This is a genomic window from Pectobacterium sp. S5, assembly GCF_051707265.1.
Lineage (GTDB): Bacteria > Pseudomonadota > Gammaproteobacteria > Enterobacterales > Enterobacteriaceae > Pectobacterium > Pectobacterium polare.
Genome location: NZ_JAULSZ010000001.1, coordinates 901,125 through 924,389 on the forward strand (window position 1 = coordinate 901,125; position 23,265 = coordinate 924,389).

General features: G+C 53.9%; 20 protein-coding genes and 1 tRNA gene. 14 read left to right on the top strand and 7 right to left on the bottom strand.

Annotated features, from left to right (window positions below; all coding sequences use genetic code 11):
• Nucleotides 1–218: 218 nt before the first annotated feature.
• Nucleotides 219–306 (bottom strand) — tRNA-Ser (locus tag QWJ20_RS04040).
• Between the two features lie 273 nt (nt 307–579).
• Here QWJ20_RS04040 and QWJ20_RS04045 point away from each other — a divergent pair.
• The gene (locus tag QWJ20_RS04045; protein WP_039504427.1) at nt 580–1,401 is read left to right on the top strand and encodes a pyridoxal phosphatase; all 822 of its coding nucleotides are present in this window, start codon (nt 580–582) and stop codon (nt 1,399–1,401) included.
• A 69-nt stretch (nt 1,402–1,470) separates the two neighbouring features.
• Here the strand turns inward: QWJ20_RS04045 and glk are convergent, their stop codons facing one another.
• Complete coding sequence (gene glk / locus QWJ20_RS04050; protein ID WP_174871109.1) at nt 1,471–2,436, bottom strand: glucokinase; 966 nt, start codon at nt 2,434–2,436, stop codon at nt 1,471–1,473.
• Between the two features lie 187 nt (nt 2,437–2,623).
• Between glk and QWJ20_RS04055 the strand changes: the two genes are divergently transcribed.
• The 4 genes from QWJ20_RS04055 (at nt 2,624) to QWJ20_RS04070 (ending at nt 7,322) form a co-directional block, all read left to right on the top strand.
• Nucleotides 2,624–3,868: an MFS transporter gene (locus tag QWJ20_RS04055; protein WP_433991930.1), complete on the top strand. Its 1,245-nt coding sequence runs from the start codon at nt 2,624–2,626 to the stop codon at nt 3,866–3,868.
• Between the two features lie 130 nt (nt 3,869–3,998).
• Entirely contained in the window at nt 3,999–5,069 is a 1,071-nt protein-coding gene (locus tag QWJ20_RS04060) for a sugar phosphate isomerase/epimerase family protein (RefSeq protein ID WP_433991931.1), read from the top strand.
• Nucleotides 5,066–6,217 (top strand): Gfo/Idh/MocA family protein, encoded by a 1,152-nt coding sequence (locus QWJ20_RS04065; protein ID WP_226307452.1) that lies wholly within the window; start codon nt 5,066–5,068, stop codon nt 6,215–6,217. The genes QWJ20_RS04060 and QWJ20_RS04065 overlap by 4 nt, the downstream gene beginning before the upstream one ends.
• A gap of 124 nt (nt 6,218–6,341) precedes the next feature.
• The gene (locus tag QWJ20_RS04070; protein ID WP_249688064.1) at nt 6,342–7,322 is read left to right on the top strand and encodes a LacI family DNA-binding transcriptional regulator; all 981 of its coding nucleotides are present in this window, start codon (nt 6,342–6,344) and stop codon (nt 7,320–7,322) included.
• 72 nt (nt 7,323–7,394) lie between these two features.
• Here QWJ20_RS04070 and QWJ20_RS04075 read toward each other — a convergent pair whose 3' ends face one another.
• The 5 genes from QWJ20_RS04075 to QWJ20_RS04095 form a co-directional block, all read right to left on the bottom strand.
• A complete protein-coding gene (locus tag QWJ20_RS04075; RefSeq protein ID WP_174868916.1) occupies nt 7,395–8,258 on the bottom strand; it encodes a sugar phosphate isomerase/epimerase family protein in 864 nt (287 codons plus the stop codon).
• A gap of 237 nt (nt 8,259–8,495) precedes the next feature.
• Nucleotides 8,496–9,554: a molybdenum ABC transporter ATP-binding protein ModC gene (gene modC / locus QWJ20_RS04080; RefSeq protein WP_433991932.1), complete on the bottom strand. Its 1,059-nt coding sequence runs from the start codon at nt 9,552–9,554 to the stop codon at nt 8,496–8,498.
• Nucleotides 9,554–10,243 (bottom strand): molybdate ABC transporter permease subunit, encoded by a 690-nt coding sequence (modB, locus tag QWJ20_RS04085; protein WP_039473842.1) that lies wholly within the window; start codon nt 10,241–10,243, stop codon nt 9,554–9,556. The genes modC and modB overlap by 1 nt, the downstream gene beginning before the upstream one ends.
• Nucleotides 10,243–11,013, bottom strand: a complete 771-nt coding sequence (gene modA, locus QWJ20_RS04090) for a molybdate ABC transporter substrate-binding protein (protein WP_095698904.1) — start codon at nt 11,011–11,013, stop codon at nt 10,243–10,245. The genes modB and modA overlap by 1 nt, the downstream gene beginning before the upstream one ends.
• Nucleotides 11,014–11,158: 145 nt before the next feature.
• The gene (locus tag QWJ20_RS04095) at nt 11,159–11,314 is read right to left on the bottom strand and encodes an AcrZ family multidrug efflux pump-associated protein (RefSeq protein WP_039482693.1); all 156 of its coding nucleotides are present in this window, start codon (nt 11,312–11,314) and stop codon (nt 11,159–11,161) included.
• A 196-nt stretch (nt 11,315–11,510) separates the two neighbouring features.
• Here QWJ20_RS04095 and modE point away from each other — a divergent pair, with 196 nt between their 5' ends.
• The 9 genes from modE (at nt 11,511) to QWJ20_RS04140 (ending at nt 23,133) form a co-directional block, all read left to right on the top strand.
• The gene (modE, locus tag QWJ20_RS04100; RefSeq protein ID WP_433991933.1) at nt 11,511–12,302 is read left to right on the top strand and encodes a molybdenum-dependent transcriptional regulator; all 792 of its coding nucleotides are present in this window, start codon (nt 11,511–11,513) and stop codon (nt 12,300–12,302) included.
• A 40-nt stretch (nt 12,303–12,342) separates the two neighbouring features.
• The gene (gene modF, locus QWJ20_RS04105; RefSeq protein WP_433991934.1) at nt 12,343–13,818 is read left to right on the top strand and encodes a molybdate ABC transporter ATP-binding protein ModF; all 1,476 of its coding nucleotides are present in this window, start codon (nt 12,343–12,345) and stop codon (nt 13,816–13,818) included.
• 198 nt (nt 13,819–14,016) lie between these two features.
• Nucleotides 14,017–15,036, top strand: coding sequence for a UDP-glucose 4-epimerase GalE (gene galE, locus QWJ20_RS04110; protein ID WP_433991935.1), 1,020 nt, complete (start codon nt 14,017–14,019; stop codon nt 15,034–15,036).
• A gap of 125 nt (nt 15,037–15,161) precedes the next feature.
• Nucleotides 15,162–16,208 (top strand): galactose-1-epimerase, encoded by a 1,047-nt coding sequence (gene galM / locus QWJ20_RS04115; protein ID WP_095994048.1) that lies wholly within the window; start codon nt 15,162–15,164, stop codon nt 16,206–16,208.
• Nucleotides 16,209–16,346: 138 nt separating this feature from the next.
• Nucleotides 16,347–16,799, top strand: a complete 453-nt coding sequence (locus QWJ20_RS04120) for a hypothetical protein (RefSeq protein ID WP_433991936.1) — start codon at nt 16,347–16,349, stop codon at nt 16,797–16,799.
• A gap of 75 nt (nt 16,800–16,874) precedes the next feature.
• The gene (locus QWJ20_RS04125) at nt 16,875–17,228 is read left to right on the top strand and encodes a copper-binding protein (protein WP_226300668.1); all 354 of its coding nucleotides are present in this window, start codon (nt 16,875–16,877) and stop codon (nt 17,226–17,228) included.
• Between the two features lie 12 nt (nt 17,229–17,240).
• Nucleotides 17,241–18,500, top strand: a complete 1,260-nt coding sequence (locus QWJ20_RS04130) for a TolC family protein (protein ID WP_349964548.1) — start codon at nt 17,241–17,243, stop codon at nt 18,498–18,500.
• A complete protein-coding gene (locus QWJ20_RS04135; protein ID WP_433991937.1) occupies nt 18,497–19,999 on the top strand; it encodes an efflux RND transporter periplasmic adaptor subunit in 1,503 nt (500 codons plus the stop codon). Before QWJ20_RS04130 ends, QWJ20_RS04135 begins: the two co-directional genes overlap by 4 nt.
• Complete coding sequence (locus tag QWJ20_RS04140; RefSeq protein ID WP_433991938.1) at nt 19,996–23,133, top strand: efflux RND transporter permease subunit; 3,138 nt, start codon at nt 19,996–19,998, stop codon at nt 23,131–23,133. The genes QWJ20_RS04135 and QWJ20_RS04140 overlap by 4 nt, the downstream gene beginning before the upstream one ends.
• The last annotated feature ends 132 nt before the right edge of the window (nt 23,134–23,265 follow it).

Genomic DNA, 23,265 nt, shown 5'->3' on the forward strand with positions numbered 1-23,265 from the left:
ACCTGACACACGGCATACCATAAATGACCAATCACTCTATTCTACAGAGACATCGCAAGGCTACTATTGATTTAAGTAATGGATGATTAAAGTAATGAGTGATGTAGCTAACAGGCGCTGATGGGGGACAATAACGAATAGGCGATAAAAAGTGATGGTTCAGACTATCAGGGGAAGATAAGAGAGTAATAACAAGGTACACAGGGGAAGACTTGAAGTGGCGGAGGAGTAGAGATTCGAACTCTAGAACGCTTTCGCGTCGCCGGTTTTCAAGACCGGTGCCTTCAACCACTCGGCCACTCCTCCGCAATGACGCGCACTATAAACAGTACGCCGCACATTGTAAAGCAGCGTTGTGGTCAACTGCTTAAAAAATAGATGATAAACCGTTGAAAGCATAGAAAATCAGCAATGGTGCTGTAAAACCGTCCGTTTAGCCTTATTTCCCACCGCCGCGCTGAATCCTTCGTCATCAAATGAACCCCAGACAATTTTATCTCGCTGTTGTCTGTCTATTTTTCGCCGCGTCCTTTATCGTAAGACGCATTGGATACCCACATTTTTATTTGCGAGATAACGATGACCTACCGAGTAATTGCACTTGATCTTGATGGTACGCTACTGAATCAACAGAAAAAAATCCTGCCCGAATCCCTTAGTGCACTCGCGCTAGCCCGTCAGCAAGGCATCAAAGTGATGATCGTCACCGGACGTCACCACTCGGCAATCCACCCTTTTTATCAGGGGTTGCAGTTGGATACGCCTGCCATCTGCTGTAACGGTACCTACGTCTATGATTACCAGCAGGGCCAAGCGTCGCACACCAATCCGCTCTCTGTCGAACAGGCAAAAAACGTCATCACGCTGCTAGAGGAATTTGATATTCATGGGCTGATGTATGCCGATGACGACATGTATTACCAGTATCCTACCGGGCACGTAGTCCGCACGCTGGCATGGGCTGCTAACCTGCCGGAACAGCAGCGTCCTCGTTTCGCTCAGGTGGAAAATCTGGTGCGTCAGACGGAAGCGTCCCACGCTATCTGGAAATTCGCGACCACGCACGCCGATGTTCCCACGCTGAACCATTTCGCCGCAGAAGTGGAAAAGCAACTCGGACTGGCCTGCGAGTGGTCATGGCAGGATCAGGTTGATATCGCCCAAACCGGCAACAGCAAAGGCAAGCTGCTCCAGCAATGGCTTGGCGAACAGGGTATCAGCATGAAAGACGTCGTGGCATTCGGCGATAATTTTAACGATATCAGTATGCTGGAAGGCGTAGGATTGGGTGTCGCGATGGGCAACAGCGCCGATGAGATCAAAGCGAGAGCTGATCTGGTGATTGGCAGCAATGAAGAACCCAGCATCGCCGATGTCATCCGCACCCGCATTCTGGCATAACCGACGATGACGCAATCAGGAAAAGCGACCGTTCTCGCTTGCCTGATTGCGTTCAACGAGCAAACAGACTTATAACGCGCTACCCAGCACCTGCCGCAAGTACGCCCCCGCCCCCATTAATCCCGGCTGCTCATGGGTAATCAGGTACACAGGGATATCCTGCATATAGCCTTTAAACCGCCCTTTGTCTTCAAAAGCCGCCCGAAAACCGGAGGCTTTAAAGAACTCAAGAAAGCGCGGAACGATGCCGCCAGCAATATACACACCACCAAATGTGCCTAAATTTAATGCCAGATTGCCGCCGAAGCGTCCCATAATGACGCAGAAGAGCGACAGTGCGCGACGACAGTCCACATCCGTGTTGTTGACAGCACGTTCGGTAATATCTTTCGGCTCCAGCGCCTCCGGCGTGCGGTCATCAGACAGCACTACGGCACGGTAGATATTTACCAGCCCCTGCCCGGAGAGTATGCGTTCAGCAGAAACATGCCCAAGCGACTGGCGCAAAACAGAGAGAATTTTGTCTTCCTCATCGCTATTCGGTGCGAAATCCACATGCCCGCCCTCACCCGGCAGGCTAATCCATTGATTGGCGGCATGCACCAGATGAGCGACGCCTAACCCCGTGCCAGCACCATACACCGCGATCGGTTTACCTGGCACAGGCTCCCCGCCGCCAAATTGGAGTAAATCCGTGTTAGTCATCACCGGCACCGCCATGGAAACGGCGGTAAAATCGTTGATGACCTCAAAATGGCGCAGACCCAGACTCGCTTTCATTTCTGCGATGGAAAACGCCCAGGTGTGGTTCGTCATTGCCACCCAGTCACCGGTAATCGGGCAGGCAATCGCGATACAGGCATCCTGTACCGTGACCTGTCGCGAATCGAGATAATCACGAATGGCCGCTTCCAGAGAAGGGAAATCCAGCCCGGAATAGGTTTCGATTTGCGACAATTCGCCCGTTGTAGCATCACATAGCGCCAAACGCGTATTGGTGCCACCGACATCGCCCACTAAAACAAAGTGCGTCATTCTTCTTTTCCCCTCAAGCAAAGCAGATACCCGATCATTGCGCGAAAATAGCCAGCTACGCTATGGCTATATAACTTTCTAGTGATAAGGATCTCATTTATGGCTAAAAGCTGCGGTTAAGTTAAAAGTAATCGATTACATTTAGAAAACACAAATTGTAATCGATTACTTTTAAGAGGGATACCACATGGTTTCTTCATCTGAAAACACAGCTACCAAATCGTTACAGCCGGCCTTCGTGGTTCCCAGACTGTCACTCATGATGTTTTTAGAATTCTTCATCTGGGGTTCATGGTCTGTCACCCTTGGCCTGGTTATGACACAGCACAATTTGGCCGCCATGATTGGCGACGCCTTCTCTGCCGGGCCAATCGCCTCAATCCTATCGCCGTTCGTACTGGGGATGGTGGTTGACCGCTTCTTCCCATCACAAAAAGTCATGGCGCTACTGCACCTGCTCGGCGCGGTCATCCTGTGGTTTGTGCCTACCGCGTTAATCAACGAAGACGGTTCACAGCTGCTGATCCTGCTGTTCGCCTACACGCTGTGCTTTATGCCAACGCTGGCGTTAACCAACAACATCGCGTTCCATAACCTGAGCAACAGCGAGAAGAGCTTCCCGGTTGTGCGCGTCTTCGGCACCATCGGTTGGATCGTCGCCGGTGTCTGCATCGGGACGGCGGGCATCTCCGCAAGCGTCAATATCTTCTACGTCGCTGCCGCTTGCTCTGCCATTCTGGCTGCCTACAGCCTGACGCTGCCGCATACTCCAGCCCCGGCAAAAGGCTTGCCGCTGGCAGTGCGCGATCTGTTCTGTGCTGATGCGTTTGCGCTGCTGAAGAAAGGCCACTTTCTGGTCTTTGCCATCTGCGCCATGCTGATCTCTATTCCACTGGGCACCTACTACGCTTACACCGCATCCTTCCTGAGCAACGCAGGTATCAGCGACGTCAGCACCGCCATGTCGTTTGGTCAGATGTCCGAAATCGTCTTCATGCTGATCATTCCGCTGCTGTTTAGAAAGCTGGGTGTGAAATACATGCTGTTCATCGGCATGCTGGCGTGGTTCGTACGCTATGCCCTCTTCGCGATGGGCGTGAATGAAGAAACACGCTGGTTGCTCTACATCGGTATCCTGCTGCACGGTATCTGCTATGACTTCTTCTTCGTCATTGGCTTCATCTATACCGACCGCATCGCGGGAGAGAAAATCAAAGGTCAGGCACAAAGTATGGTGGTCCTGTTCACCTACGGTATCGGTATGCTGCTGGGCTCGCAGGTTTCCGGTGCACTCTATAACCGTCTCTTCAACAACGGTACGTTAAACGCGCCTGAAATCTGGGCGACCTTCTGGTGGATCCCTGCGGTTGCCGCAGCCATCATCGCCGTCATTTTCCTCTTCTCCTTCAAATATAAAGAAGAGCGGGCTTAAGCATCTGAGACGGATTAGTTAACGAGAAAATGGGATGAGGTCGCCTATGGCACCTCATCCCACTGCATTCTCCGCTATCGCAATCGTGCAACGGTATTCATGACCACACCCGTTGCCAAAGGAGGTAATAATGAAGACGTTAAAAGGACCGGGTATTTTTCTCGCCCAGTATATTGGCGATCAGGCTCCCTTTAACACGCTGGAAAATCTGGCGCAATGGGCAGCCGGATTAGGCTTTAAAGCGCTACAAATCCCCTGCAATCACCCGCACATTTTCGATCTGGCCACGGCCGCCGACAGCCAAACTTACTGTGATGATGTGAAAGGTCTGTTAGCGCAGCATGGGCTGACCATCAGCGAACTGTCGACCCATCTGGAAGGCCAACTCGTTGCCGTCCACCCTGCCTATGACGATGCTTTTGACGATTTTGCACCACCAGCTTACCGCCGCAATCCGCAGGCTCGTCAAGAGTGGGCGATTGCGGCAATCAAGCAGGCAGCAAAGGCCTCTTCACGCTTAGGACTAAACGCCCACGCTACGTTTTCCGGTGCGCTGGCCTGGCCCTATTTTTACCCCTGGCCACCGCGTAAAGAAGTCCTGATTCAGGAAGCTTTTAAAGAACTCGGTCGCCTGTGGACGCCGATCCTCGACTGTTTTGACGAGCACGGCGTGGATGTGTGCTACGAGCTGCATCCGGGAGAAGATTTACACGACGGCGTGACCTTCGAACGCTTCCTTGATGTCGTCAATCATCACCCGCGCGCCAACATTCTTTACGATCCTAGCCATATGCATTTGCAGCAGATGGACTATCTCGGCTTTATCGATCGCTACCATGCACGAATCAAAGCGTTCCATGTGAAAGATGCAGAATTTAACACGTCGAGCACAAGCGGCGTCTACGGCGGCTATCAGTCATGGGCTGAACGTGCCGGGCGCTTCCGTTCACCAGGAGATGGTCAGATCGATTTTGGCGGCATCTTCAGCAAGCTGGCCCAATACAACTATGACGGCTGGGCAGTGCTGGAGTGGGAATGCTGTCTGAAAGACAGCAACTGCGGTGCGAAAGAAGGGGCGGCGTTCATCAACCGCCACATTATCCCCGTTGCGGGACGCGCTTTTGACGACTTCGCTGCGACCAGCGACGATCGTCCGTTAGTCAGAAAAATGTTGGGATTAAAAGAGGAGAACGCAGAATGATTCGCGTTGGCATTATTGGTTCCGGTTTTATTGGCCCAGCACATATTGAGGCAATTCGTCGCCTTGGCTTCGTTGAGGTGGTGGCGCTGGCGGAAAATTCACTCGATCTGGCGCAGCAGAAAGCTCGTCAGCTCAACATTCCCCATGCCTACGGCAGCGTCGCTGATTTACTCAATCATCCCGGTATCGATGCGATCCATAACTGCACGCCGAACCATCTCCATGCGGCGATCAATAAGCAGATTATTCAGGCAGGCAAGCACGTCTTTTCGGAAAAGCCGCTGTGTATGACCAGCGAGGAAGCACGTGAGCTGGTGGCGCTGGCGGAAGAAAAAGGCGTCGTCCACGGCGTCAGCTTTGTCTATCGCCAGTTTGGCATGGTGCAGCAGGCTGCCAGCATGATTAAGCGTCAGGAAATCGGGCGTGTCTTTGCCGTACACGGCGGTTACCTGCAAGACTGGATGCTGCGCGACACCGACTATAACTGGCGTGTGGAACCGGAGTTCGGCGGCGTTTCCCGCGCGGTGGCCGACATCGGTTCGCACTGGTGCGACACGGTGCAATTTATTTCCGGCCGAAAAATTGTCGAAGTCTTTGCCGATTTAGCCATCGTCCATCCGATCCGCAAATCCAATCGGAATGGCACGGCCACATTCTCATCATCTGATGCTCCACCAGAGTACGACGACAAACCGGTCAAAACCGAAGACTACGCGACCGTTTTACTGCGCTTTGAAGACGGTAGCCGCGGATCCTTTACCGTTTCTCAGGTCAGCGCTGGCCGGAAAAATCGCCTGACGTTTGAAGTGAATGGCAGTGAACAGTCGCTGGCGTGGGATCAGGAAACCCCGCAGCAGCTCTGGATCGGTCATCGCGATAAAGCGAATCAGGTGTTGTCGGACGATCCTGGACTGCTGAACCCAGAAGCCGCCGCCGCCGTCCACTTCCCCGGTGGACATATCGAAGGCTGGCCGGATGCGTTCAAGAACATGATGGCGAACTTTTATACCTATCTGCGCGACGGCAAACAGCCGGGCGTCGATCCGTTCAACTTCGCCACCTTCTACGACGGTGCGAACATCATGTTCATCATTGACGCCATCGTGCAAAGCCATCAGCAACAAACGTGGGTGAAGGTCGCCAATTAAGGCATCGGACCGTTCATTCTCTCACGGTATTCATCCCGCAGGTGCGACGCCTGCGGGATGCAGCCAGAGATATTTATGGTAATCTGCTCAGCCAAGCATAAGTAGCGTGAGTGCCTTCTGAATTATGTCGATTCAAAAAATAGCACGGATAGCTGGAGTCTCGGTTGCCACCGTTTCGCGGGTGTTGAACAACATTGATACCGTGAAGCCGCAAAACCGGGAACGTGTTCTCAATGCGATAAAAAGCAGCAATTATCAGCCGAACTTACTGGCCCGGCAGCTACGCACCGCGCGCAGCCAGATGCTATTGGTCATGGTTTCCAACATTGCCAACCCCTTCTGCGCCGATGTCGTGAAAGGCATTGAGGCGGAAGCGGAGGAAAACGGCTATCGCATTCTTCTGTGCAATTCCGGTGCCGATATCGTTCGCGCCCACTCCAGCCTGCAACTGCTATCCGGTAAAATGGTCGATGGCGTGATCACCATGGACGCCATTTCAACGCTGTCTGCACTTCAGGACATGATTGGTACGGCACCTTGGGTGCAGTGCGCCGAGCATGACGATACATCTGCCATTTCATCCGTGGGTATTGATAACGCCGAAGCATCCCGCTTCGTGATTAATCACTTTATTGGCAAAGGCCATCGCCGTATCGCCATGATTAACCACGACATGAATTACCTCTACGCCCAGCAGCGAGAGAAAGGCTATCGCGACGTTATCGCGGAGAATGGGTTTGATTACGGCAAAGTCGAATACGCCAGCACGCTGAGCTACGCAGGCGGAAAGGCCGCAATGAACGCGCTGCTTAACGATCCAGAGCGGCCAGATGCCGTCTTTGTGGTGTCCGATACGTTGGCCGCAGGCGCGCTATCGGCAATCTGTGAGGCGGGATTGAGTGCGCCGCAGGATATTGCGGTGATCGGTTTCGACGGCTCGGAGCTGGGTTACATCACGTCACCTCAGCTCAGCACGATTCAGCAGCCGTCCGCACATATCGGCAGAGAGGCCGTGAAGTTGCTATTACAGCAGATCGACCAGCCTGCCAGCGAAACAGAAAAGCGCTTACTGGAATGGACGTTTGTCGAACGGGCATCCAGCTAACCCAGATACAATAAAACCAATCCTTTTTCATCTCTGACAACCTGCGGTCCGCTGACCGCAGGTTGATAGCTATTACTTACTTTTTATCTTACTCAGTTTTTCATACAGCGATTGGTAAGCCGCAGAAACAATGGCCTGTGGATCTTTCGGCAAGTCATGTTCAGCAACAAACCACTGCGCACCCGCCTTAGACGCAGCAGGAAGAATCTCTTCCCACGCCAAAATGCCCTCACCCGGTGGGGCAAAGTTCATTTCATCATCGCGGATGCCGATTGATGTATTGTCTTTCGCATGAATTGAGTAAATACGCCCTTTGTACTGGCGCAGGAGACGCACAGGATCCTGACCTCCGCGAGATACCCAGGCAACATCCATTTCCAGCATCAGATTCTCTGGCTCTGCAGCATCCATCATGATTTCCAACGCTGTTTTACCGCGATACTTCTTCATCTCGAAATTATGGTTGTGATAAGCCAGCTTCATGCCCTGCTTCTTCAACTCACGGCCAAGATCGTTCATTTCCACACCAAAGCGCTTCCAACCTTCTGCGCTATCAGGCCGGTCTTCAACATTTAGCCACGGCACGATAATCATGCTGTTGCCGATGGCTTTGTTAAAGGCTACAACCTCAGCCATATTGCTTTTCAGTTCACCAAACTGGACATGCGCAGCAATGGCTTTCAACTGATACTTTCCTAATAACCCCTTCATTTCTGACGCACTAATGTCATGCGTCCCTACCAGCTCAACCGCCTTAAATCCGGCGTCTCGCGCCATGGAAAATTGCTCGTCGAGCGTATTCAGGCTGCGCAGCGTATACATCTGCAACGCTATTTTTTGGTTTTCTGCTGGACGCTCGGCAAGCGCCAAACCCGATGAAACCATCAACAATAGCGGTATAGCAAACGCACGGCGCAATAACGTCATACAAGGCATGTCCTTCTCCTATTTTTATCCCGTTGCACAGGTGAAAACAAAAAGTAATCGATTACTTTTTATGATGAAAAAATAATAACGCGGGGATAATTTATCTGACTACGTTGCTCACGCGGTAGAAAAAACGAATTGAAAATCACTCTCAATACTCGTTTTGTTATCTTAGTCACAGAATATCGACTGATTCACGAGATAGACCGAGCGATATGAACGGCTGTTCCATCGCTCGGTCTGTGCTTACGCCGTAATCGACACGCTCTTAATCTGCGCGTAGATCGTTTGACCGGGATGAAGCGCGAGATCGTCCCGAGCCCACGGCGTGATACGGGACCACAGTGTCTGCTGGCCGACCGCAAGCTTCACTTCAACCTGTTCGTCGACATCAATGCACTCCTCCACGCTGGCACGCAGCACATTACGGATGCTGCTTTTTTCCGGTGGCTGTAGCACCAGAGAGACATCGGCAGCATTCACGCGAATGCGTAACGCGGCGTCCGGCGGGAGTTCGACTTTTCCGACCCACACCTGCTGGTCGCCTAATGCCAGTGCCGTCATCGCGTAATGCTCATGCTGAGCCAACACGCGCGCACTCAGAATACTGCTCTGTTCGTCTTTCGGTAACCACGGGCGTAGCGCGCTGCTGGCCCACACCTCTTCCAGCAACCCCTGCGCTTTCACTTTGCCTTTATCGAGCACCACGACATGATCGGCTAACCGGACAATCTCTTCCAGGCTGTGGCTGACATACAGGATCGGAATATTGACCTCTTTCGCCAAACGTTCCAAATACGGCAACAGCTCGCGCTTTCTGGGTAAATCCAGCGACGCCAGCGGTTCATCCATAAGCAGCAGTTCCGGTGCGGTCAGCAATGCCCGACCAATCGCAACACGCTGTTTTTCGCCACCGGACAGCGTCCGTGGATAGCGATTTAGCAACGGCTCAATGCCCAGTAATTGGACTATGTCATCGAACTGCGATTCCATTGTCTCCGCCATGCCATAGCGCAGATTACCGAGTACGCGATAGTGCGGAAACAGGCGAGCATCCTGAAACACATAGCCGATTCGCCGCTTTTCCGGTGGAAGAAAAACACGCTGCTGCGTATCCACCAGTACATGATCATTGAGCACAATCCGCCCGCCATCTGGGCGCGTCAGGCCAACAACGGCGTTGATCAGCGAGGTTTTCCCGGCTCCGGATACGCCGAAAATCGCGGTAATGCCGTTCGCAGGCAGTTCAGACTGAACGCGAAGTTCGAGACTACCCAGCTGTTGATGAAAATCGAGTTGCAGCATTATCCCCCCAACCGCTTGCGGCTCCAGTTTGTTAGCCATTCCGATGCTAACAGCGCAGCCAGCGACAAGACGATGGCAATAATACACAGCCTTGCTGCATCAGCCTCCGCGCCGGGCGTTTCAATCAGGGTATACATCGCCAGTGGAATGGTTCGGGTTTCGCCAGGGATATTAGAAACAAACGTAATGGTCGCGCCAAATTCGCCAAGCGAACGGGCAAACGCCAATACGGTTCCAACAACAATCCCAGGAAAAGAGAGAGGTAATGTGATGGTGAAAAACACGCGCCACGGCGAGGCACCCAGTGTTCGAGCAGCCTGTTCCAGATGCTTGTCGACAGCATCCAGCGACAGCCGGATCGCCCGAACCATTAGTGGAAATGCGACAATCGCCGACGCTAATGCGGCACCGCGCCAGCTAAAACTAAAGCTGAAGCCGAACCAGTCATAGAGCCAGGAACCGATTACGCCGCGTCTTCCCATTGCCACCAGCAGCAGATAACCAATAACCACTGGTGGCAACACCAGTGGTAAATGGATAATGCTATCCAGCAGTGATTTGCCGGGGAACCGACAGCGCACTAAAATCCACGCCATCAGTATCCCAAACGGCAAGCTGCACGCCACAGCCACAACGGAAACTTTGAGGCTCAGCTCAACCGCCTGCCATTCGTAATCACTCAGCATCATTAACGCGGCGCGAAGCCATAGCGTTTAAATACGGCTGCTGCTTCTGGCGTTTTCAGGTAGTCATAAAAACCGGTAACCGCCGCGTTTTTATGCTCTTTAACTATCGCCATCGGATATTCGACAGGCTTGTGGCTCGTCGCTGGGAATGTACCGATGACCTTAACTTTGTCGCTGGCAACCGCGTCAGAACCGTAAACGATACCCAACGGGGCTTCTTCACGTTCCACCAGCGCCATGGCTGCACGTACGTTGTTGGCGCGCGCCATCAGTGGAGAGAGTTCATCCCAGGCTTTCAGATTCTGTAAGGCTTCTTTGGCATAGATCCCAGCAGGCACGTGATCCGGGTCGCCAACGGCCAGACGTCCGCCTTTCAGCAGGCTTTTCCAGTCGGTTTTATCGTCAATCTTAATTTCTTTCTGCGCACTCGCCTTCGGCGCAATCACTACCAATTCATTGCCCAGCAGCGTGTGACGCGTAGCGGTATCCATCAGGTTTTTATCCTGCGCGTAGTCCATCCACTGTTGGTCAGCGGAAATGAACAAATCGGCAGGCGCACCTTGCTCAATCTGGCGCGCCAGCGTTGAGGATGATGCGTAAGACGCCACGACAGCAACATTTTTCTCTTTCTGATATTGCGTAGCGATTTCCTGCAACGCATTCGTCAGTGATGCCGCGGCGAACACGGTAACTTTATCTTCTGCCACTGCGGGCAACGCCATTCCTGCACTGAGGGTCAGTGCGGCAAACCATTTTAACCATTGCTGCTTCATTCTTGTCTCCTGACAATTATCGTTGTGTAAATAATAATATAACGAATTATGAAGCAGTGTCATGCGCTTTAAAGAGGTAGATGTGGGAGGTAGAAAAGAAATGTCCGGCCAGAAGCCGGACATCAAAATAGGAAAGGATCGTGAATCAGTGCTGATTCTTTGCGCGCTGGCCGTCGGAATGACCGATGCGGGACAACACGTTAAACACTTCGCCAAGGCAATAAATCGAACCCATGATAACCACCATCATCACAGGAACCATGGCAACTGCAAACAGCAGGCTCTTCAACAACTCCAACATGCTTACCTCACTTATTGCAACGGCTACCGCTACTTTAGCCCGTCTACTGCGCTATTTCACTGTAAGCCGAGATCGTCATAATTGCCACGTAGTCTACCGCAGTAATAGAAATTAGTGCGTCTATTTGTGCGATTTGCCCCTGATGAAGAAAATAGCGACAATACAGAGAATTAAACTCACCGACGGTGCCCTCACTATGCAGGCTGAAATTCTTCTCACCCTGAAACTCCAACAGCGTTTATTCGCCGATCCGCGGCGCATTGAATTGCTCAAGCAAATTCGTCATACCGGTTCAATCAGTCAGGGAGCCAAGCTGGCGGGGATTAGCTATAAAAGCGCATGGGATGCCATCAATGAGATGAACCAGTTGGCCGAGCAGACCATTGTCGAACGCATGACCGGCGGCAAAGGCGGTGGTGGTGCTCAGCTCACCCGCTACGGCGAACGCCTTCTCCAACTGTACGATTTGCTCGCGCAGATTCAGCAAAAAGCCTTTGATGTCTTGCAGGAAGACGGTCTGCCGTTGGATAGCCTGCTGGCAGCCATCGCGCGTTTCTCGCTGCAAACCAGCGCCCGTAATCAGTTTTTTGGAACCGTACTCGCACGCAGCGAAGAACAGGTGCAACAACATCTGGATATTTTACTCGCCGATGGTAAAACAACGATCAGCGCCCTGATTACGCAACAAAGCGCCGAGCGCCTGCAATTACAAAAAGGGAAAGAGGTGTTGGCACTGATTAAAGCACCGTGGATCGATGTGTACGCCGCCACGTCCAACGCACCCGCCGTCGATAACGTCCTGCCTGGGCAAATTCAGGCCATTCAGCACGGTGTAGAAAACAGCGAAATTCTGATTACGCTGACCGGGGGAGAAACCCTGTGTGCCATGGTGCCGAATACCTTGCTTGAGCAGCAAAAGCTGCAACAGGGATCGGATGTAAAGGCCTGCTTCAATGCCGACCGGGTTATCATCGCCACGCTTTGTTAATGTTGATTTAGCGCTATCGCCGTTTGACGAAGGATAGAAAATGTCATTGTTAAAAATCACTCAGGGGTTGTTTCGTCTCAGCGACACCCGCATGCTGCGTCTGGACGAACTGACGCTCGAACACAACCAGTGCTGGGCCTTTGTCGGGGCCAACGGAAGTGGTAAATCTGCACTGGCGCGGGCGCTATCCGGCGAACTGCCAATATTGAGTGGCGAACGAACAACAGGATTTCAACGCCCCGTCCGACTGTCGTTTGAACAATTACAAAAACTGGTTTCCGACGAATGGCAGCGCAATAACACCGATCTACTCAGTGAAGGTGAAGACGACACTGGCCGCACCACGGCAGAAGTGATTCAGGATAGCCTCAACGATCCTGCACGTTGCCAACAGCTGGCACATCAGTTTGGTATTGCGCATTTGCTGGAGCGTCGCTTCAAGTACCTCTCTACGGGGGAAACCCGTAAGGCGATGCTGTGTCAGGCGCTGATGTCTCAGCCCGACCTGCTGATTCTTGATGAACCTTTCGATGGGTTGGACGTTGCCTCCCGCCAGCAGCTTGCCGATGAGCTGAGGAAACTGGCAGGCACCGGTTATACGCTGGTGCTTATTTTGAATCGCTTTGATGACATCCCTGACTTTATCAACCATGTCGGTGTGCTGGCAGACTGTACGCTGACCCGCGTCGGCGAACGTGAAACGATCCTCTCTGAAGCGCTGGTGGCTCAGCTCGCGTTTAGCGAAAAACTGTCGGGAAGTTCGCTGCCAGAACCGGAAGATCCGCAGCGGTATATGACGCTCCCCGTTGACGAGGCGCGCATTCGGCTGCGTAACGGCGTGGTGCAATACAACGATCGCCCTATTCTGCATGAGCTGACGTGGGAAGTGTTGCCGAGTCAGCATTGGCAGATTGTCGGGCCAAATGGCGCGGGGAAATCGACACTACTCAGCCTGATTACGGGCGATCATCCGCAAGGCTACAGTAACGACCTCACGCTGTTTGGCCGTAAACGCGGCAGCGGTGAAACCATCTGGGACATCAAGCGCCACATCGGCTATGTCAGCAGCAGCTTCCATCTGGATTACCGCGTCAGCACCAGCGTGCGCAACGTCATCCTGTCAGGCTTTTTTGACTCGATCGGGATTTATCAGGCCGTTTCCGACCGTCAGCGTCACCTGACCGAACAATGGCTCACTCTGCTTGGGCTCAATGGCGCTATCGCCGACACCCCGTTTCAGTCGCTCTCCTGGGGCCAGCAGCGTCTAACGCTGATTGCCCGCGCGTTAGTCAAACACCCCGCCCTACTCATTCTTGATGAACCGCTACAGGGGCTTGATCCGCTCAATCGCCAACTGGTACGCCGCTGGCTGGATATCCTGATTGGCGAGGGCGAAACACAGCTGCTCTTTGTCTCGCATCACGCGGAAGATGCGCCCGAGTGCATTACACATCGGCTCACTTTCGTCCCGCACAACGACATCTACCGCTACCAGATTGACGCGTTATGTAGATAACGCCTAAAAACAGGGATGATAACGCTACCACAAAATAAAATGTAGGGTAGAAAGCCAGGCTCATTTACACTGTAGCCTATGCTTCACTCAGTTTACTCGTAAAGAAACCATCGATAACAGAGGCAGATTCTCGCTGTAGATCACCTTTTTCAGCATCTAGCCATGTTATTTTGCAGTATTGCGATAATAGAGGTCATTATGAACGTTCTTGTTACAGGTGGTAGCGGTTACATAGGAAGTCATACTTGCGTACAATTGCTGGCTGCCGGGCACACTCCCATCATTCTCGATAACTTGTGCAACAGCAAGGCTAGCGTCGTTAAAACCATTACACGCTTAACCGATAAAACACCCGTTTTTTATCAGGGCGATATCCGCGACAGCGCGCTGCTGGACGATATTTTCGCTAAGCATTCCATTGATTCCGTCATCCACTTTGCCGGCTTAAAAGCCGTGGGCGAATCAGTACGTGAACCGCTGAGCTACTATGACAATAACGTCTACGGTACGCTCGTGCTGGTAGAGGCGATGAAGAAAGCAGGTGTGAAAAACCTGATTTTTAGCTCCTCCGCCACCGTCTATGGCGATCAGCCGCGCACACCCTATCAGGAAAATTTCCCCACAGGGCACCCTGCCAGCCCTTATGGCCGTAGCAAGCTGATGGTCGAGCAAATCCTGCAAGACTTACAGCACGCAGAACCAGAATGGAGTATTACGCTGTTGCGGTATTTCAACCCAGTTGGCGCCCATCCATCGGGTGAGATGGGTGAAGACCCGCAAGGTGTGCCCAATAACCTGATGCCTTACATTGCTCAGGTTGCTGTCGGGCGTCGCGATTCGCTGGCGATTTTCGGTAATGACTACCCTACCGCTGACGGCACTGGCGTGCGAGATTACATCCACGTCGTCGATCTGGCTGACGGTCATATCGCCGCAATGAACACCCTGCAAAATCGCGCTGGCGTGCATATTTATAATCTGGGCGCAGGTGTAGGCTACAGTGTATTGCAGGTCGTCGAAGCCTTTAGTCAGGCCTGTGGCAAACCGCTGGCTTACCATTTTGCCCCGCGTCGTCAGGGCGATCTGCCTGCTTATTGGGCCGATGCCGAGCGTGCAGCGAAAGATCTTAACTGGCGAGTCACACGTTCGCTGCAAGAAATGGCGCAGGACACCTGGCGCTGGCAGTCCAACCACCCCAATGGGTTCGACGAAGAATGACGGCGCTTTTTCACGCCGAGTGACAAATTAGGGGAAGAAAGCAGAGCTGATTTCTGCAACCTTCCCCAACATTGTAACCATCGGCCAACCCTCTCGATCTTCTCGGGCCTCTACAGGAGCAAGTCATGTTGAATGAAAGTCTTAGCACGCTGGCACCAGATGGTCAGCCGTTTCAATTAACGACCTTGCAGAATCAGGCAGGCATGCGCGTGTGCCTGATGGACTGGGGTGCAACCTGGCTTTCCTGTGAGCTGCCGCTACCAGAGGGTGAGGTGAGAGAAGTCTTATTGGGCTGTGCCTCGCCCGAGCAGTATCCACGACAAAGCGCTTATCTCGGTGCATCGATTGGCCGTTATGCCAACCGCATAGCCAAGGCCACATTCAGTCGAGAAACCGAAACGTTCCATCTGGTTCCAAACCAAAACGAGCACCAGTTGCACGGTGGCCCGGAAGGCTTTCATGCCCGCCGCTGGCGAATTGCCAGTCAGGACGCAACGCAGGTGACGTACCAGTTGCACTCACCGGATGGCGACCAAGGATATCCAGGACATCTCAACGTACAGGTGACATACGCGTTGACCGAACATAACTCGCTGGAAATCTCGTATCAGGCGACCGTAGAGAAAGCCTGTCCCGTTTGTCTGACTAACCACGCGTATTTCAACCTTGATGGCGATCTGACTGACGTCCGTAAGCACCAGTTGCAGCTGTTTGCCGACTATTATTTGCCGGTTAATAGCTCGGGTATTCCCAACGCCGATCTGACACCGGTAAACGCGACTGGAATGGATTTCCGCCAGCCAAAAACGCTGGAAGAAGATTTCCTGCGCGACAGCGATCAAATGGCCGTCGGCGGCTACGATCACGCATATTTATTGCATCGCACCTGCGGTTCCAGCGAAAGTCCGGCTGCCAATTTATGGTCATCCGATGGCCGCGTGCTGATGAGCGTTTTCACCAGCGCTCCCGCCTTACAGCTCTACAGCGGCAACTTTCTGGCCGGAACGCCCTCGCGAGACGGCGGCCAATATGAAAACTATGCCGGTGTCGCACTGGAAAGTGAATTCCTGCCAGACAGCCCGAATCACCCCGACTGGCCGCAGCCCGACTGCTGGCTAAAACCGGGAAAAGTCTATCGCTCGGATACCACGTACCAGTTTCTCGTACAGTAACCGAACGGTAAAACATAATTAACTCATTGATAACATTGGCAGATAACTTTCTGCCAATTTACAAAACTATGCTATTCCCCGCTTGCCCCCTTCCTGTTCAGACGCATACACTGCCAAAACGTCCAAAAAGGAAACGCCATGTCCGCATCATCACGGTCTCCATTATTCATTCATCATCTGCGCCATAAAGGCAGGTGGGGATGGCTATTGGCGCTGTGCTGGTTTTTCCTGAATGCACAACTGGCTATCGCAGGTCATCAATGCGATATGACGATCAGCCAGACATCCCCCGCACTCCAGCATCAAGCACATCTGCAACAGGCTGACGTTCAGTCGTTATCGTCTCATGCTCAGCATGCAGCTAAAGCGTCTTACGTTGCCGATCAGCAAACGCCGCTGTGCGAAAAACACTGCGTGCCGGATAGCGTGAAACAGGATAATGGCTCGCTGGCATTATTAGCGTTGCCGGTCAGCGGTGAGCTGGTCTTAGCGGATAATCCTGTCCCCCTTAGCCCGGCATCTGATGTCTGGCTCTCGCCTCCTGCGGTCGGCCCTCCGGCTGAAATCCGCTTCTGCCGATTCAGAGAATAACCCAAGCGATTGATAACCCCTGCGCCAGTGGGCGCAACGTCTTGTTTATCAATTATTTTTATTGGGATTATTTTTATGCGTATCACTTATATCGCTATGATCAGCGGCCTGATTTTTTCTGTTTCTTCCTTCATCTTCCCCGTGTGGGCAAACGACCACCAGCATCACGCGATGCCGCCGACCACGCCCCCAGCGGCCACGACAGCCGTTTATCAGACTACCGGGATTGTTAAGCAGTGGAATGCCGATAGCGTCACGCTCTCTCACGCGCCGATTGCCGACCTCAAATGGCCTGCCATGACGATGGCCTTCACGCTACCATCCAGCAGCGAAATAGCGCCATTGCCGGCCAACACCCCGGTCACGTTCAGCTTTATCCAGAACGATAGCGGCTACATCCTGACCGCGATTACACCACAGCAGCCTTAACCGGAGCACAACATGAACTTATCCAAACACGACGCCGCGCGCGCGTGTCTGGCGATGTTGCTGTGGCTGCCTGCCGCCGTCTTTGCGGCAGATCTGAGTCTTGAACAGGCTTTACAGGCGGCGGAGCGTTACTCCGCTGACCTGTCAGCCAATCAACACCAGATTAACGCGCTCCAGAACATGGCCGACTCTGCCACGCAGCTTCCCGATCCAAAGTTGAAATTTGGCGTCGAAAATTTGCCATTGGGCGGCAACAACGGTAGCCGACTCACGCGCGAAGGGATGACGATGCAGCGTATCGGCGTCATGCAAACCTACGTCAGCAGCCGTAAGCGCGATAGCAAGGCTCAGGCCATTCGAGTTGAAGCCGATGCGTTGCAAAGTAATAGCGAAAGTATTCGTGCTCGCCTGCAACGGGAAACGGCACAGGCATGGCTGGATCTGGCACTCTCGCAGAAAGCATTGGCCGAAGTGACCGCGCTGGTCAACGAAAGCCAACGGCAGATTGCATCGCAAAAAGCGAGTGTGGCAGCAGGCAGTGAAGCCAGTAGTGTTCTGGATGCCCGTCTGACGCTGGCAGCCATGCAAGACAGACTGGCTGATGCCGAGCGGGATACCCGTATCGCGCACGCCCGACTGGTGCAACTTACCGGCATGGCGGATATCAATGTGAACGGCGAACTGCCTCGCTTTGAACGACTGCCCGCCTCACCGGAGGTGCTGGGTAATGCCATTCATCAGCATCCAGAAATGCAACAGGCGCAGCGTGAAGCCGAGCTGGCTCAGGCTCGCTCCGCACAGTCAGCCGTTGCCGCCATCCCCAATGTCGATGTTGAAGTCTATTACGCGAAGCGCGGAGATGACTACGACGACATGGCGGGCATGATGGTAACGGTCGACCTGCCGCTGTTCACATCCAAACGTCAGGATAAGGACTACGCCGCAGACGTCTCACGCAGCATGGAAGCACGCGACAGAGTCTTGCTCACCGAACGAGAACATCAGGCGCAGCTCGATACGCTGATTGCTCAATATCAAGCTGCACAGTCACGTTGGCAGCGTCAGAGCAACGAGGTTCTTCCGCTGCAACAACAGCGCATCAAACTGATTCAGGCTCAGTACCAATCCGGCAGCAGTAACCTCTCTGCCGTACTGGATGCCCGCCGAGCGCTGCTCGAAAGCCGGATCGCCGTTCAGGATACGGCACGGGAGATGGCTCAATATTGGGCCGCCATCCGCTATCTGACGCCACAAGGAAGCCCTACGCGATGAGCAAACTAGCCACAAAAAAATCACTAATGCTTAGCCTGATGACGCTGGCTATCCTCAGTGCGGGCGGTGTGGGCTATCTGGCGGGTAAACAGCAAACGCCGCTTTCCCCCTCTGCCGCAGAGCCAGAACGTACCGTTCTCTATTGGTATGACCCGATGGTGCCGGATAAACGCTTCGATAAACCGGGGAAATCGCCCTTTATGGATATGGAGCTGGTGCCCCGCTACGCCGATGAAGCGCAGGATGACGGCGGTATTACGGTCAGTGCTCGCCAGCAGCAAAACCTCGGCGTTCGCACGGCACGCGCGGAAATGCGCGAACTTGCCGACCGCAGCACGAGTTATGGCACCGTCACGCTCAACGAACGCGGATTACACACGCTGGTGGCACCCAGCGGCGGCATTGTCGAGAAACTCACGGTCAGTGCACTGCAACAGCAGGTGAAGAAAGGCGAAACGCTGGCGACGTTGTGGAACCCGACCTGGGCAGCGGCGCAGCGCGAATATCTGGCGGTACGGCAGTTGGGCGACGACATGCTGACGCAATCGGCTCGCCAGCGGCTGGCGCTGCTCTTCATGCCGGAAGTGATTATTCGGCAGGTCGAGCGTAGCGGAAAACCGCAGGACAGAATCACGATTACCGCACCGGAAGACGGCTACGTGAATAAGCTTGAAGTACGGCAAGGCATGCAGTTAAGCCCTGCTCAACCGTTATTCGAGCTTGCCAGTCTGAATCCGGTTTGGGTAGATGTGGATTATCCCGAAGCGCAGGCGGCGCAGCTAACGATTGGCAGCAACATCAGCGCCGCCAGCAGCGCCTGGCCGGGTAAAACGTTCCACGGCAAAGTCAGCGAACTGCTGCCCGTGCTGGATAGCACTACGCGCACGCTAAAAGCACGCGTGGTACTGGATAACCCACAACAGCAGCTTAAACCCGGTATGTACCTGACCGTGCAGCTTTCGCACTCTCAGGCACAGCCGCGTCTGGCGATCCCACAAGAAGCATTATTGGTCAGCGGTAGCCAAAACCGGGTCTTACTGAGCGATGGCAGCGGTCATTTTACCCCACGTAATGTCACGGCAGGCGCGTCGCTGGGTGACTGGGTCGAAATCATCGATGGGCTGAAGGCAGGTGACAACGTGGTCACTTCCGGTCAGTTCCTGATCGATTCCGAAGCCAGCCTGCGCAGCGCCCTACCGCAGTTTGATGCAGAAACATTGGCAATCCCAGCAACGTCGGCTGCGCCCGTTGGCTATCACACTCAGGGAGTCATCAGAGCGATAAACGGCAATCAGGCCACCATCGAACACGAAGCGGTTCCGGCACTCAACTGGTCACCGATGACGATGGACTTCACGCTGCCATCATCAGGGCTACCTCAGGGCGTGGGAATTGGCAGTACTGTGCGTTTCCAGTTCAACATGGACGACAGCGGGATTCACGTCCTGAATTTTTCCACCACTGACGATCCGCATGCCGGGCACGGAGGCCATCCATGATTGCCTACGTGATTCGCTGGTCGCTCAAAAATCGCCTGCTGGTTTTACTGGCGGCGCTGTTCATGGCGGCGTGGGGCCTGCTGTCGCTACAAAAAACGCCGCTGGATGCACTCCCCGATTTGTCGGACGTACAGGTCATCATTCGCGTCAGCTATCCGGGGAAAGCGCCACAGGTGGTGGAAAATCAGGTGACCTATCCGCTGACGACCACCATGCTTTCCGTTCCGGGTGCCAAAACGGTACGGGGCTTTTCCATGTTCGGCGATGCCTACGTTTATGTGCTGTTTGAAGACGGAACCGATCCTTACTGGGCGCGTTCTCGCGTGCTGGAGTACCTCAGTCAGGTGCAATCCAGCCTGCCAGCGGACGCCAAAACCTCGCTTGGCCCGGATGCCACCGGCGTCGGCTGGATTTACGAATACGCGCTGGTCGATCGTAGCGGCAAATACAGTCTGGCCGAGCTGCGCGGCTTTCAGGACTGGCTGCTGAAATATGAGTTGAAAACGGTTCCTGATGTGGCGGAAGTCGCCAGCGTGGGCGGCATGGTCAAACAGTATCAAATCGTCGTCGATCCAGAACGTATGCGGACGCAGGGCATCACCCACCAGCAGATCGTGAGTGCCGTGCAGGCAGCCAATCAGGAAAACGGCGGTTCCGTGCTGGAACTGGGCGAAGCAGAGTACATGGTGCGCACCACGGGTTACCTGAAAAGCACGCAGGATTTTAACCACGTGGTGATTACCACCCGCAACGGCATTCCGGTGCTGTTGCAGGATGTGGCTACGCTCAGAGAAGGGCCGGAGATGCGGCGCGGCATCGCCGAGTTGAATGGCGAAGGCGAAGTGGCGGGCGGCATCATCGTCCTGCGCTATGGCAAGAATGCGCTGAATACGCTGCATGCCGTTAAAGCGCGGTTACAGGAAATACAGAAAAGCCTGCCCGCAGGTGTAGAAATTGTCCCAACCTACGATCGTTCGCAGTTGATTGAGCATGCTATCGATACACTCAGCTTCAAGCTGCTGGAAGAGTTTGTCGTCGTCGCGATCATCTGCGCCCTGTTTCTGTTTCACTTCCGCTCGGCGCTGGTGGCGATCATCAGCCTGCCGCTGGGGATTCTGGGCGCGTTTATCATCATGCGTTATCAGGGGGTAAACGCCAATATCATGTCGCTAGGCGGCATTGCGATTGCCATCGGCGCGATGGTGGATGCCGCGATTGTGATGATAGAAAACATGCATAAAGTCATTGAGCAGTGGCGGCATGAGAATCCCGGAAAACAGCCGCAGAATAACGAGTGGTGGCAGTTAGCGGAACGGGCTGCGGTGGAGGTAGGGCCCGCGCTGTTTTGCAGCCTGCTGATCATTACGCTGTCGTTTGTCCCCGTATTCTCACTGGAAGCACAGGAAGGCCGCATGTTTTCACCGCTGGCCTTCACCAAAACCTATGCCATGGCCGTCGCCGCCGGATTAGGGATTACGCTGGTGCCGGTATTAATGGGGTATTTCGTTCGCGGCAAGATACCGGACGAGCAGGCGAACCCGATTAACCGCTGGCTGATTGCAGCCTATCACCCGGTGCTGCAAAAGGTGTTGAGCTACCCGAAAACCACGCTGCTGATCTCCGGCCTGCTGTTGCTACTGACGCTCTTTCCGCTCAGCCGTCTGGGAAGCGAATTCATGCCGCCACTGGATGAAGGCGATCTGCTGTATATGCCTTCCACCCTGCCCGGTATCTCCGCACGAGAAGCGGGTCGTCTGCTGCAACAAACGGACCGGCTGATTAAAACCGTGCCCGAAGTCGAATCGGTTTTCGGCAAAGCAGGCCGTGCCGAAACGGCGACTGACCCCGCTCCGCTCACTATGCTGGAAAGCACAATCAGGCTGAAACCGCGCGACCAGTGGCGCGAGGGTATGACCATGGACAAACTGGTGGCCGAGTTGGACAGCACCGTCAGCCTGCCGGGTATCGCCAACGTGTGGGTGCCGCCGATTCGCAACCGGCTGGACATGCTGGCCACCGGTATCAAAAGCCCGGTGGGCATCAAGGTTAACGGCAATAATCTGGCTGACATCGAACGTACCGCCGCACAAATCGAGCAGGTGGTGAAGCAAGTTCCGGGCGTGACATCGGCACTGGCGGAACGACTGGCGGGTGGGCGCTATATCGATATTGATATCGACCGTCAACGCGCTGCGCGCTACGGCGTGTCCGTCGAGGAACTTCAGTCGGTGGTTTCCACACTCATCGGCGGGCAAAACATCGGCGAAACCATTGAAGGTCGCCAACGTTATCCCATCAATATCCGCTACCCGCGTGAATTACGCGATTCGCTGCAAAAGTTGCGTGACCTGCCTATCGTGACGGCCAATGGCAGCAGAGTGATGCTGGCAGAGCTGGCTGATATTCGCGTCAATGAAGGGCCACCGATGCTGAAAAGTGAAAACAGCCGCCTGTCGGACTGGATTTATGTCGATCTGCGCGGCCGCGATCTGAAGTCTGCCGTTGAAGACATGCAGCAGGCCGTTGCCCAACAGGTCACGCTGCCGGAAGGTGTTTCACTGAGCTGGTCCGGTCAGTTTGAGTATCTGGAACGCGCCACGGAGAAAATGAAAGTCGTCGTGCCCTTTACGCTGCTGATCATTTTTGTGCTGCTGTATATCACCTTCAACCGCATCAAAGATGCATTGCTGATCATGGCAACCTTACCTTTCGCGATGATTGGCGGCGTCTGGTTGCTTTATATCCTTGGCTATAATCTTTCTGTAGCCGGTGCGGTGGGCTTTATTGCACTGGCGGGCGTGTCGGCGGAATTCGGCGTCATCATGCTGCTCTACCTCAATCATGCGGTGGAGAAACACCGCGTGGCAGGTCAGGTTCTGTCACGCCAGCAGTTGATGGATGCCATCCACGAAGGGGCGGTTCTGCGCGTACGGCCAAAAATGATGACCGTCGCGACGATTATGGCAGGGCTGCTTCCTATTATGTGGGGGGGCGGCAGCGGATCCGAAATCATGCAGCGAATTGCCGCGCCGATGATCGGCGGGATGGTGAGTGCCCCTCTGCTGTCGATGCTGGTGATCCCTGCGGTCTATCTGTTATTGCACAAGGGGGATTCCGGTTTGCTGAAACGGTAAAGCCAGAGCGTGATTTTACGCAAATAACCTGCGGATAAATCACGCTTGCCATCGACTATCGATTGCCGATAACCGTTCTCCACCCCTATAATGAAATCAGTTATCACAGAAATCTTAGGATAGGAAGGAGTT

Bases quoted from the DNA above. Each gene is read 5' to 3' on its own strand.
- QWJ20_RS04060 (WP_433991931.1), top strand. From the start codon at position 3,999: ATGAAGACGTTAAAAGGACCGGGTATTTTTCTCGCCCAGTATATTGGC.
- QWJ20_RS04055 (WP_433991930.1), top strand. From the start codon at position 2,624: ATGGTTTCTTCATCTGAAAACACAGCTACCAAATCGTTACAGCCGGCC.
- modB (WP_039473842.1), bottom strand. From the start codon at position 10,243: ATGATGCTGAGTGATTACGAATGGCAGGCGGTTGAGCTGAGCCTCAAA.
- QWJ20_RS04095 (WP_039482693.1), bottom strand. From the start codon at position 11,314: ATGTTGGAGTTGTTGAAGAGCCTGCTGTTTGCAGTTGCCATGGTTCCT.
- galM (WP_095994048.1), top strand. From the start codon at position 15,162: ATGTTGAATGAAAGTCTTAGCACGCTGGCACCAGATGGTCAGCCGTTT.
- QWJ20_RS04125 (WP_226300668.1), top strand. From the start codon at position 16,875: ATGCGTATCACTTATATCGCTATGATCAGCGGCCTGATTTTTTCTGTT.
- QWJ20_RS04070 (WP_249688064.1), top strand. From the start codon at position 6,342: ATGTCGATTCAAAAAATAGCACGGATAGCTGGAGTCTCGGTTGCCACC.
- QWJ20_RS04120 (WP_433991936.1), top strand. From the start codon at position 16,347: ATGTCCGCATCATCACGGTCTCCATTATTCATTCATCATCTGCGCCAT.
- QWJ20_RS04045 (WP_039504427.1), top strand. From the start codon at position 580: ATGACCTACCGAGTAATTGCACTTGATCTTGATGGTACGCTACTGAAT.
- modF (WP_433991934.1), top strand. From the start codon at position 12,343: ATGTCATTGTTAAAAATCACTCAGGGGTTGTTTCGTCTCAGCGACACC.
- glk (WP_174871109.1), bottom strand. From the start codon at position 2,436: ATGACGCACTTTGTTTTAGTGGGCGATGTCGGTGGCACCAATACGCGT.
- modE (WP_433991933.1), top strand. From the start codon at position 11,511: ATGCAGGCTGAAATTCTTCTCACCCTGAAACTCCAACAGCGTTTATTC.
- galE (WP_433991935.1), top strand. From the start codon at position 14,017: ATGAACGTTCTTGTTACAGGTGGTAGCGGTTACATAGGAAGTCATACT.
- QWJ20_RS04130 (WP_349964548.1), top strand. From the start codon at position 17,241: ATGAACTTATCCAAACACGACGCCGCGCGCGCGTGTCTGGCGATGTTG.
- QWJ20_RS04140 (WP_433991938.1), top strand. From the start codon at position 19,996: ATGATTGCCTACGTGATTCGCTGGTCGCTCAAAAATCGCCTGCTGGTT.
- modA (WP_095698904.1), bottom strand. From the start codon at position 11,013: ATGAAGCAGCAATGGTTAAAATGGTTTGCCGCACTGACCCTCAGTGCA.
- modC (WP_433991932.1), bottom strand. From the start codon at position 9,554: ATGCTGCAACTCGATTTTCATCAACAGCTGGGTAGTCTCGAACTTCGC.
- QWJ20_RS04065 (WP_226307452.1), top strand. From the start codon at position 5,066: ATGATTCGCGTTGGCATTATTGGTTCCGGTTTTATTGGCCCAGCACAT.
- QWJ20_RS04135 (WP_433991937.1), top strand. From the start codon at position 18,497: ATGAGCAAACTAGCCACAAAAAAATCACTAATGCTTAGCCTGATGACG.
- QWJ20_RS04075 (WP_174868916.1), bottom strand. From the start codon at position 8,258: ATGCCTTGTATGACGTTATTGCGCCGTGCGTTTGCTATACCGCTATTG.